We start from the raw sequence: 7095 nt of genomic DNA, 5'->3' as shown, positions 1-7095 counted from the left end.
TAATTACACTATTTCTCATCATCAAATGAAGCACCTCGCCCAGCCAGTTTTGTATTTTTTGAGGTGATTATTTAGTTATATGAAAATAATTTATGAGACAACTTTAACTTTGGTTGTTTAGAGGTAAATGCTAACTCATCTAGCCCATTTTAATTCCCTAAGCCTCTATTACACTTCATTTATGAATCCAAATATTTATATAGTTATTGAGTGTTTTTTATAGCTTAATTTTGCTTACATAGTGCTTATATAACTTCTGAAAATAAAAAACCACCTACGATTAGTACACGTAAGTGGTTGATTTATATGGTGGGCCCAGACAGACTTGAACTGTCGACCAACGGATTATGAGTCCGCTGCTCTAACCAACTGAGCTATAGGCCCTTTTCACTGAAACTGTTATATATCAACAAGTTCAGGCGCCATGAATACTATCGAAGATTTTTTTAAAATACAAGCCCTTTCAAAATCGCTTGTACAGTAAGACAACAGTTAACCAGAAGCTCAAAAATTAGCAGGAAATTGCACAACATCATCTCATCAAGCATTGCACTGAAACTGCGCTCATATCATGAGAGGTAAATTCGAAATTTATTTTTTTTAAGATAAAAAAGCAATAAATCAATAAAAAATTATACTTTTTTGAAATAACTTTATATCGTGAGTACAAAAACTTATAAAGTATTCGTATTGCTGAAATTTTAAACTCTTTTTGAGTTCAGTGACTTTTCTTTGCGCGATTCGAACACAAGTTCAGCAATAGACCAAAGCACAATCACCATTAAAATGAGCGAAGCAACAATTAGTGCGGTCAAATATGTCATTTTGCTATTCCTGTTGAGGTTAAGCCTAAAGTTGGACATTGGCCTGAACTACGACCCATCTACGACAAAAGTCTAATGCTTAAATTATCTACTGAATAGCTTTTTTTTCACTTTTTTAATAGTAATTTTCTATATACTCATTTATTTTAAGTCTTAATAACTTTTAATTTATATCTAAAAACAATAAGTTGTTAGATTATATTCTGCGGCTAAACAGGTCTTTATTTTTTCTGCACAGTTGCACAAATTAACCCTTGACTCTAAAGCCGAACAAGCACAAATTATGCGCTTTCGTTTGTTTTACTCTGTACCCATGTTAAAAAAATTTATTGGCGAAGCTGCATTTAAAGTTGCCGGATGGAGCTATAACGTCGAACCTGATATTCTGGAAGATAAACAGGTCATTATTGGTTTTGAGCATACCTCGATGCTCGATGCAGTGCTATCACTGGCCATCTTCCAAATTTTCGACATGAAAATTCATACCTTAATCAAGAAAGAATTATTCAAAGGTCCACTTAAACCGGTACTTGAAGCCGTGGGCGGTATTGCGGTTGATCGTAAAGCCAATCAGGACATCGTGGGACAAATGGTGGAGCTGTTCCAGCGCAATGAAAAATTCAATCTGGTGATTGCTCCTGAAGCGACCCGTGCCAAAAATGGTGAAGCACGTAAGCCAATTCGTACCGGTTTCTGGCATATTGCCAAAGCCGCTAATGTGCCGATTGTGCTGATGTATGCCAACTCTAAAACCAAGCAAGGCGGGATTTTTGGTAAAATTTATCCAACCGACCTGGCGCATGATCTCGCGCTGATCAAACAGCTCTATAAAGAAAACACCGGATTGGATATTATTATTCCAGACGTGAAAACAGCGTAAATTTTTCAGTTAAAACTTAAAACCCTGCCCTTTTTTCAGAAAAAGGGCTTATGGTAGAATCTGTGCAATTCGATCGGCATACAGCCAATCTACAAGGAGCATATTTCGCATGGCGGGTCATTCCAAGTGGGCCAATATCAAGCATCGTAAAGCCAAACAAGATGCTAGTCGTGGTAAGTTGTTTACCAAATACATTCGTGAACTGACAACTGCTGCTAAACTCGGCGGTCCGGATGCAGGGAGCAACCCTCGCTTACGTGCTGTAGTCGAAAAAGCATTATCAGTCAACATGACACGTGATGTGATTAACCGTGCGATTCAACGTGGTGCTGGCGGTGAAGATAACGATGACTTAAAAGAAGTCACCTATGAAGGTTATGGTGTCGGCGGTGTGGCCGTGATTGTTGAAACCATGACTGACAACTTAAACCGTACCGTACCAGACGTTCGTCACTGCTTCTCTAAAACCGATGGTAACTTAGGCACCAACGGTTCAGTGGCCTTCTTATTCACCAAACGTGGTGAAATTACGTTTGAAGATGTGTCTTTAGAAGATCAGATCATGGACGTGGCATTAGAAGCCGGTGCAGAAGATATTGAAGTCTCTGAAGATGAAATTCTGGTGATTACCACTCCAGAAACGTTTGGTACCGTTCAGGATGCTTTAGCAGCAGCAGGTTTAAAATCTGACAATGCTGAAGTGGTGATGAGCCCATCAACCAAAGCTGAAATCACCGACATCGACCAGGCTAAAAAAATCATGAAAATGATTGATATGCTTGAAGATCTAGATGATGTTCAGAACGTTTATACCAACGTTGAATTCTCTGATGACGTTTTAGCTGCCTTAGATGCTTAAAACTTACAGATAAAAAACGCGCTCATCTGGCGCGTTTTTTATTTCTTAGAAATTAAACTTTATTGAGCAAATTCGAGCAGTTTAAAACATTATATTCTTTAATCACGAAGCTCGAATGCAGCGCCACCACATGGTCAATTTTACCAATGCGTTTGAGTAAAATGTCACTGTAGTTTTCCATATCCCGCGCAATCACTTCTACAATAAAGTCAGCGGTTTGCCCGGTCACCAAAAAGGCATTAATCACTTCGGGAATATTTTCCAGTTCTTCCAGAAACTTGGCAAAGGTATCGGTATCATGTTTACTCAGCGACACCTGCAACAGGACATGCAGACTAAAGCCGAGTTTCTGGTAATTAATTTCCCGTTTTAAACCTGAAATAATATTATGATCAATCAGGCTTTTAATCCGGCGATGCACCGAACTCACCGACAAATTCACCCGCTCCGACAATTCATTTAAATTGACATCTTCATGACTTAAAATTTCAAGAATATGCTTATCAAAGCGATCCAGTTCCATTTTTATACTCTTTTTAACAGGCAATGACACTTTATAATTTTAGCCGAATCAGCCCCACAACAATATTTATTTCTCATTATTTTTTCATCTATTGAAATTTTTTTTCAAGATATGATGTGCAGACACAACTGAAGCCTAACTGATCAGGCGTCTGCCATTTATCTTGATCTTTTAAAAACAGATAAACGGTCAGCCTCAATAAACCGCTGTTTTCTCAAAAATTTCATTCTCTATGCTGCGTTAAAATTGCCTTCTCTGCCCAAATGCGGCTAATTCCAGACCGTTCATCTTTTACAAGTGTATACAAATAGATTAAAAAAGATGCGTTTCAACACCAGCAAAACAAAAACATAAGAACACAAGGAATCGTCTTCCTGGCTTTTAAATCTTTCAATTTGCTGAAAAGCAAGCTCAGCCCGGTTTTAACTGTCGAAACCCAAACCAGCAGCTTTTTCAGTGGCATCAGCTCGACCTTGTCGAACTGGTTTGGACAACTCACCAGCCCCTCTACCCCAACCCTCGACAGCTTATTGCAAAGTCTGTTGTCTGGAAACAGCCTGGACAGCAGCAGTCTTAGCAATTTAATCAGCCAGTTTACAGGAAGTAATAGCGGCAGTTTGGATATTTCTAGCCTGATTAATCAACTGACCCAAGCCAATGGGGGCAGTTTTGATCTGGGCTCAATTAGTAATTTAATCGGTGGTCTGATTGGCGGTGATACTGCTGATCTGGATTTTGAAGCCATCAGCCAGCTGATTGGTGGCTTGATTGGCGGTAATACGGGCGACCTGGATATTGGTACCATTGCTGACCTGGTCGGTGGTCTCATCGGCGGTGGTGCCGGCGACTTTGATATTGGCGCAATCGTAGAACTGGTGAGCGGCCTGATGGGTGGTGGTTCGGATGATCTCGACATCGCAGCGATTACTGAATTGGTTGGTGGGTTGATTGGCGGCGGTACGGGTGACTTTGATATCGGTGCAATCGTAGAGCTGGTAAGCGGTCTGATGGGTGGTAGTTCAGGCGATCTCGATATTGCAGCGATTACTGAATTGGTTGGTGGGTTGATTGGCGGCGGTGCTGGTGATATTGATATTGGCGCGATTGCCGGATTAGTCAGTGGATTAATCGGTGGTGGTTCAGGCGCTATCAACATTGCAGCGATTTCTGAATTGGTTGGCGGTTTAATTGGTGGTGGCGCTGGCGACTTTGATATTGGTGCAATTTCAGAACTGGTCGGTGGCTTAATCGGTGGTAATACGGGTGAAATTAACCTTGAAACGATTTCTGAACTGTTTGAAGGACTCATCGGCAATAACACCGGTGATCTGAACCTTGAAACACTGACCCAGTTATTTGAAGGCTTAACAGGTGGCAGCAGTGAGTTTGACTTAAGTGCCTTACTTGGCGGTCTCCCAGACATCGGCAGTGGTTTTGATTTAGGTGGCTTACTGGAAGGTCTGACTGACGGTGGCACAGACTTTGACCTAGGCAATCTTACTGACAGCTTGGGCGATGCATTTGGTTCAACTGACTTTAATCTGGAAGATCTGTTACAAGGCGCCAGTACAGGAGCAGACAGCAGTCTGAGTCTGGACAACCTGTTACCTGAACTTCAAGAAGCTCTGCAATCGACCAGTACAGAAAGCAGTAGCAGCAACTTTGACCTGCTCAGCCTTGCGCCGCAACTGCCTGCAATTGATCTGGATTCATCTACCCCATTCATTTAATGGATTTGATAAAGTCATAAAAATACGCGCTACAGGCGCGTATTTTTTATGGTTGCCGTTTAGATACCGCGCCAGTCCACACGGGCATGACGCTCGGTCTGATAAATTCTCAGTACATATTGCCCTAAAGGTAAATCACTGAGTTCCTGTTTAAATTGCAGGAATTGTTCGGACAAGGTTTCGCCCTGCTCTTTTTCCCACGGTGTATCCTGAATTTCCAGAATCGGAGCCAGCATGGAACAGACCGCAATATCCGCCAGGCCTAAACGCTCACCGACAAAATATGCGCCGCCATTGGCTATCAGACGCTGGTTTAATTCGGCTATTAAACGGCGCATTTCCCGTTCCGATTCATCAACCTTGTCCTGATCCAGCTGATAGCCTTTGGAAATCAGCATCTTCATAATCGGTTTGGAGTATTTTTCAAATTGACGTAAATAACCTTTTTCACCAATCAGCAAATCTAAAGGCTGCTCACTTTCAGATAAAGTATGTGCCAAGCCCCAGCGACGAACGTGATAGCCCAGAGTCGAGGCCAACTGGTCAATCTCCAGTGCTTCATTGCGCTGTGTCGGGTCTGGGCGTAATAAGGTATGCTCCGGATACACCTCATCTAAATACAGGGCAATTTGGGTACTGTCCGCAATCCATTGATCCTGATCGCGTAAAATCGGCAGCTTGTTTTGTCCGGTTTTTAGCTTGGCAAAAGCACGATGCACACCCGGAATTAAGTTCTGCGCGTTATAATCCAGTTCCTTATGATCCAGCAACCAGCGTGCTTTTTCACAAAAATGAGATAAAGGAAACTGGTACAAAATACGCATATCTTCTCCGTCAATTTTTATTTTTTGTTCAATAATTTGAACAGCCAACATCCATTGGCTACTTTAGTCATACTGCTACTGAAAAACAATGCGCTTTTTATTCAAAAATCGCCGGTATTCGGCCAAACGCTTCATCAAGCGTATCTAGGCCAGGCTATCCTGTTTAAAAATCAACAAAGATACGGCACGCATTACCCACCATCCGCAGCACATATTTCAGAAATATGCTTTTTCAACAAACATCCCCGCCATGACCTGACTTTATGCTGGCTTTCATGTAAAATCAGCGACAATTTTTGAATAACACTTTGTGAGTCATTTCATGGGTTTTAATTGTGGTATTGTAGGTCTGCCTAACGTTGGTAAATCGACTCTTTTCAACGCCTTAACCAAAGCTGCAATTGCTGCTGAAAACTTCCCGTTCTGTACCATTGAGCCAAACACCGGTATTGTGCCGGTGCCGGATGCGCGTTTAGACAAACTGGCGGCCATTGTAAACCCACAACGTGTCCTGCCGACCACCATGGAATTTGTGGATATCGCCGGTCTGGTTGCAGGTGCTTCAAAAGGTGAAGGTCTGGGTAACCAGTTCCTGGCCAACATCCGTGAAACTGACGCGATTGCTCACGTGGTGCGTTGTTTTGAAGATGAAAACGTCATTCACGTCAATGGTAAAATTGACCCGCTGGACGATATTGCCACCATCAACACTGAACTTGCGCTGGCAGACTTAGAAACGGTATCGAAAGCCGTGACCCGTTTAACCAAAACAGCCAAAGGCGGTGACAAAGAAGCGGTTGCGACCAAAGCCGTTTTAGAAAAAATCCTGCCATTACTGGATGAAGGCAAACCGGCACGTGCAGCCAATCTGGACGATGACGAACGTAAACTGATTCGTGGTTTTGGTTTATTAACCTTAAAACCAACCATGTATATTGCCAACGTGGCGGAAGATGGCTTTGAAAACAACCCGCACTTAGATGCAGTACGTGAACTGGCAGCAGCTGAAAATGCGATTGTAGTACCACTCTGCAACCAGATTGAAGCCGAAATTTCATTATTAGAAGATGATGAACGTGCTGAATTCTTAGAAGCGATGGGTATGGAAGAACCTGGCCTGAACGTGGTCATCCGTGCAGGTTATGGCTTACTCGGCCTACAAACTTACTTCACTGCCGGTGTGCAGGAAGTACGTGCCTGGACGGTGAAAGTCGGTGCAACCGCTCCACAAGCAGCAGGTGTGATTCACACTGACTTCGAAAAAGGCTTTATCCGTGCTGAATGTGTGGCCTATGATGACTTCGTACAATACAATGGCGAAGCTGGTGCCAAAGAAGCAGGTAAATGGCGTTTAGAAGGTAAAACTTACATCGTACAGGATGGTGATGTTTTACACTTCCGTTTTAACGTGTAATCGCCTGATATCAATGAAAAACCCTCAAATATTTGAGGGTT

6 protein-coding genes and 1 tRNA gene are annotated in these 7095 nt (G+C 42.4%); 4 read left to right on the top strand and 3 right to left on the bottom strand.

Annotated features, from left to right (window positions below; all coding sequences use genetic code 11):
* Positions 1 to 307: 307 nt before the first annotated feature.
* A tRNA-Ile gene (locus VF685_RS03180) sits at positions 308 to 384 on the bottom strand.
* Positions 385 to 1137: 753 nt separating this feature from the next.
* Here VF685_RS03180 and VF685_RS03175 point away from each other — a divergent pair.
* Positions 1138 to 1704 carry a 1-acyl-sn-glycerol-3-phosphate acyltransferase gene (locus VF685_RS03175; RefSeq protein ID WP_005177219.1) on the top strand — a complete coding sequence of 189 codons (567 nt, stop codon included), beginning with the start codon at positions 1138 to 1140 and terminating at the stop codon, positions 1702 to 1704.
* A gap of 109 nt (positions 1705 to 1813) precedes the next feature.
* Positions 1814 to 2563 carry a YebC/PmpR family DNA-binding transcriptional regulator gene (locus VF685_RS03170; RefSeq protein WP_005177213.1) on the top strand — a complete coding sequence of 250 codons (750 nt, stop codon included), beginning with the start codon at positions 1814 to 1816 and terminating at the stop codon, positions 2561 to 2563.
* Positions 2564 to 2615: 52 nt separating this feature from the next.
* On the opposite strand, the gene VF685_RS03165 is transcribed toward VF685_RS03170, so the two are convergent.
* Complete coding sequence (locus tag VF685_RS03165) at positions 2616 to 3086, bottom strand: Lrp/AsnC family transcriptional regulator (RefSeq protein ID WP_075175482.1); 471 nt, start codon at positions 3084 to 3086, stop codon at positions 2616 to 2618.
* Between the two features lie 395 nt (positions 3087 to 3481).
* Here VF685_RS03165 and VF685_RS03160 point away from each other — a divergent pair, with 395 nt between their 5' ends.
* Positions 3482 to 4816 (top strand): hypothetical protein, encoded by a 1335-nt coding sequence (locus VF685_RS03160; RefSeq protein ID WP_440203545.1) that lies wholly within the window; start codon positions 3482 to 3484, stop codon positions 4814 to 4816.
* Positions 4817 to 4875: 59 nt separating this feature from the next.
* Here VF685_RS03160 and VF685_RS03155 read toward each other — a convergent pair whose 3' ends face one another.
* A complete protein-coding gene (locus VF685_RS03155; RefSeq protein WP_005177208.1) occupies positions 4876 to 5640 on the bottom strand; it encodes a glutathione S-transferase family protein in 765 nt (254 codons plus the stop codon).
* Between the two features lie 322 nt (positions 5641 to 5962).
* On the opposite strand from VF685_RS03155, the gene ychF reads away from it, so the two are divergent.
* A complete protein-coding gene (ychF, locus tag VF685_RS03150) occupies positions 5963 to 7054 on the top strand; it encodes a redox-regulated ATPase YchF (protein WP_005177206.1) in 1092 nt (363 codons plus the stop codon).
* Positions 7055 to 7095 lie beyond the last annotated feature (41 nt).

It is taken from the genome of Acinetobacter sp. Brlt_5, from assembly GCF_051949055.1.
In the GTDB taxonomy this organism is placed as follows: Bacteria; Pseudomonadota; Gammaproteobacteria; order Pseudomonadales; family Moraxellaceae; genus Acinetobacter; species Acinetobacter indicus.
This window is presented reverse-complemented; position numbering and strand designations above follow the sequence as displayed.

What these genes read in the sequence shown, in the direction of transcription:
- VF685_RS03165 (WP_075175482.1), bottom strand. Translation starts at nt 3,086, where the DNA reads ATGGAACTGGATCGCTTTGATAAGCATATTCTTGAAATTTTAAGTCAT.
- ychF (WP_005177206.1), top strand. Translation starts at nt 5,963, where the DNA reads ATGGGTTTTAATTGTGGTATTGTAGGTCTGCCTAACGTTGGTAAATCG.
- VF685_RS03155 (WP_005177208.1), bottom strand. Translation starts at nt 5,640, where the DNA reads ATGCGTATTTTGTACCAGTTTCCTTTATCTCATTTTTGTGAAAAAGCA.
- VF685_RS03175 (WP_005177219.1), top strand. Translation starts at nt 1,138, where the DNA reads ATGTTAAAAAAATTTATTGGCGAAGCTGCATTTAAAGTTGCCGGATGG.
- VF685_RS03170 (WP_005177213.1), top strand. Translation starts at nt 1,814, where the DNA reads ATGGCGGGTCATTCCAAGTGGGCCAATATCAAGCATCGTAAAGCCAAA.